This window comes from Haloferax profundi (genome assembly GCF_001469865.1).
In the GTDB taxonomy this organism is placed as follows: domain Archaea; phylum Halobacteriota; class Halobacteria; order Halobacteriales; family Haloferacaceae; genus Haloferax; species Haloferax profundi.
In genome coordinates, this window is sequence record NZ_LOPV01000584.1 from 1 (window position 1) to 2,143 (window position 2,143).

The 2,143-nt window shown below is 54.4% G+C and carries 4 protein-coding genes; 3 read left to right on the forward strand and 1 reads right to left on the reverse strand.

Going from position 1 to position 2,143, the window contains the following annotated elements:
- The 3 genes from AUR66_RS17265 to AUR66_RS17270 all read left to right on the forward strand — a co-directional run.
- The coding region (locus tag AUR66_RS17265; protein ID WP_058573417.1) for a hypothetical protein at window positions 1–308 on the forward strand (308 nt) is incomplete at its 5' end.
- Window positions 309–740: 432 nt separating this feature from the next.
- Window positions 741–1,049 carry an alpha/beta fold hydrolase gene (locus tag AUR66_RS21455; RefSeq protein ID WP_157533201.1) on the forward strand — a complete coding sequence of 103 codons (309 nt, stop codon included), beginning with the start codon at window positions 741–743 and terminating at the stop codon, window positions 1,047–1,049.
- A 120-nt stretch (window positions 1,050–1,169) separates the two neighbouring features.
- Window positions 1,170–1,772 (forward strand): GNAT family N-acetyltransferase, encoded by a 603-nt coding sequence (locus AUR66_RS17270; RefSeq protein ID WP_058573418.1) that lies wholly within the window; start codon window positions 1,170–1,172, stop codon window positions 1,770–1,772.
- A gap of 96 nt (window positions 1,773–1,868) precedes the next feature.
- On the opposite strand, the gene AUR66_RS17275 is transcribed toward AUR66_RS17270, so the two are convergent.
- The coding region (locus tag AUR66_RS17275) for a DJ-1/PfpI family protein (protein ID WP_197409853.1) at window positions 1,869–2,143 on the reverse strand (275 nt) is incomplete at its 5' end.

The following is a 2,143-nucleotide window of genomic DNA, read 5'->3' on the forward strand; positions in this document are numbered from 1 at the left end:
CCGCCGATCCCTACGGACACACTCCTCGACGACCGTACCTCATCTTGAGCGACGAGGCGCACCCATTTGCGGGTGAGCAGTACATCGCCGCCGGTATCACGACGAAAGAGTACCCACCGTCGATTTCGCTGGAGGGTCAGTTCGTCGAGGGCGGTCTCTCGGAACAATCGTTCGTCTCTCCGTGGGCTGTCGTCTCTCTTCGTGAGGCCGATATCGAACGTGCAGTGGCAATCGTCGACCAGACAGTGACGAGAGCCGCGGCAGGACAGCTGGCCCGTTTCGTCGGATACGAGTCAACCGACTCGTAGCCATACAGTTTGGAGCGCTAGATGGCTCACGCTGAGCGTCGGTGTGAGTCTGCACCAGACGAGAGCCACCCGTTCAGTAATGTAGCGGGTGAGTCAACAACAGTCGTCTCTGAATCTCGATCGTTTGCTGCATCCACCCTCTGTATGTGTCATGCCTCTCCTGATAGCGTTCGGTGAGGTTCTGTTGACGTATTGAATGCAGAGCGCGTGTCTCGCGAAGCGGTGCTCCAATCGAAGGTGGACTGCATCGGGAACTGTCGAGAGACTATACAACCGCCACCACATTATAATATCCTTGTCATAGTCAGAGTATGGCTATACAGCCATTAAGGAGTCAGAGAAGACTCCTTTATTGGTTAGTGTCTTGAAAATGTTGATTATACGATAATATACTGTTGGTTGCTAGCGTACCACACATACCGGGGAGAGTACATGTCGAAAGAGATCCAACCACGTAAACAACAGGGAATGGAGACTGTTAGGTCTGCAGATGGGACTGAAATAGCCTTCCACCGATCAGGAAGTGGGTCACCGATCGTGATGGTTCATGGGACCGTTAGTGATCACAGAGTGTGGAACGCGATGGAAATACAATCACCGCTTGAAGAGCAATTTACGGTCTACGCGATGGATCGTCGTGGCCATGGCGAGAGTGGCAACGGAGATCCGCACGTCGGATGCGCCACCGCACCAGAGGAGTTCCTCGACCTCATCATCGAGTTCGCCCAGAGACCGAACTGACGGCTCTATCGAACTCCCCACCTGACGACCGTTTTTCGAGGTCGTACTGAATGCAGGGTGCATATCGTGCAATCGAGAGTGACGCCTGGATATAACTGGAGACTGGTCGAATGATGGTGTATGTTTCCACAGGTCATTGAATCTGAACGGATTCGCCACGAGCAACTGTGTCACGCGAATATCGACGTTCAAGAATTCTACTGGGTCTGCGCGTACGACGATGGTATCGAAGAGATTACTCGATATATGCCGTGGACACCCCACGAAACGATGAGAGAGTCGAAGAAGTTCATCGACCAGACGGAACGGAAGTGGGAAGACGGTGAGAGTCTCAAATACATCCTTCGTCCAAAGGCTTCAGAAGACGGTGCTGGTGAGTTTGCTGGCCTCACAGGGTTGAAGTTCAAATGGGACAGACGAACTGCAGTCCAATGGATTTGGCTACGTAAGCGGTTCTGGGGTCGCAGCTACAACGGGGAAAGTGCACACTCGCTGATGGAACTCGTCTTTGAAGAGTTAGACCTCGACCTGTTCGCCGTCACGCACGCTGTAGAGAACACAAAATCTCAACAGGCGATTCAGAGGTATATCGAGGCTGCTGGTGGTCAACGTGATGGGTTGCTTCGAAATTGGGTTCCACACGAGGATTATGTTTCTGACGAGGTCCGGTATACGGTGTCTCAAGAACAATGGCGGGCAACCCGTGAAAGCACTGAAGAGTGAATTGAGAGAGACACCCGCCGTATGCGTCTGACCGCGGTTGGTGAAGTTTCTGCAGTCGCGCTGAATGCAGCGTACACAGTCGGTGGAGACGGGTTTCTAGGCGGGGTACTCGGCCAGTGCGTCAACCAAGACACGGCAGTAATCGGGGATGTCCTCGACGACACGTCCCCAGACGATGTTGCCGTCGCGGAAGGCCGGTTCGTCGACCCAGGTCGCGCCGGCGTTTATCAGGTCGTCTTTGATGCCCAACGAACCCGTCGCGTCAGAGCCCTCGACGATGCCGGCAGAGATGCCGACCAGCCCTGCGTGACAGATCAGCCCGACGATTTTGTCGTCCTCGTAGACGTCCCGGACGAGGTCGAGCACCGACT

Bases quoted from the DNA above. Each gene is read 5' to 3' on its own strand.
- AUR66_RS21455 (WP_157533201.1), top strand. From the start codon at position 741: ATGTCGAAAGAGATCCAACCACGTAAACAACAGGGAATGGAGACTGTT.
- AUR66_RS17270 (WP_058573418.1), top strand. From the start codon at position 1,170: ATGTTTCCACAGGTCATTGAATCTGAACGGATTCGCCACGAGCAACTG.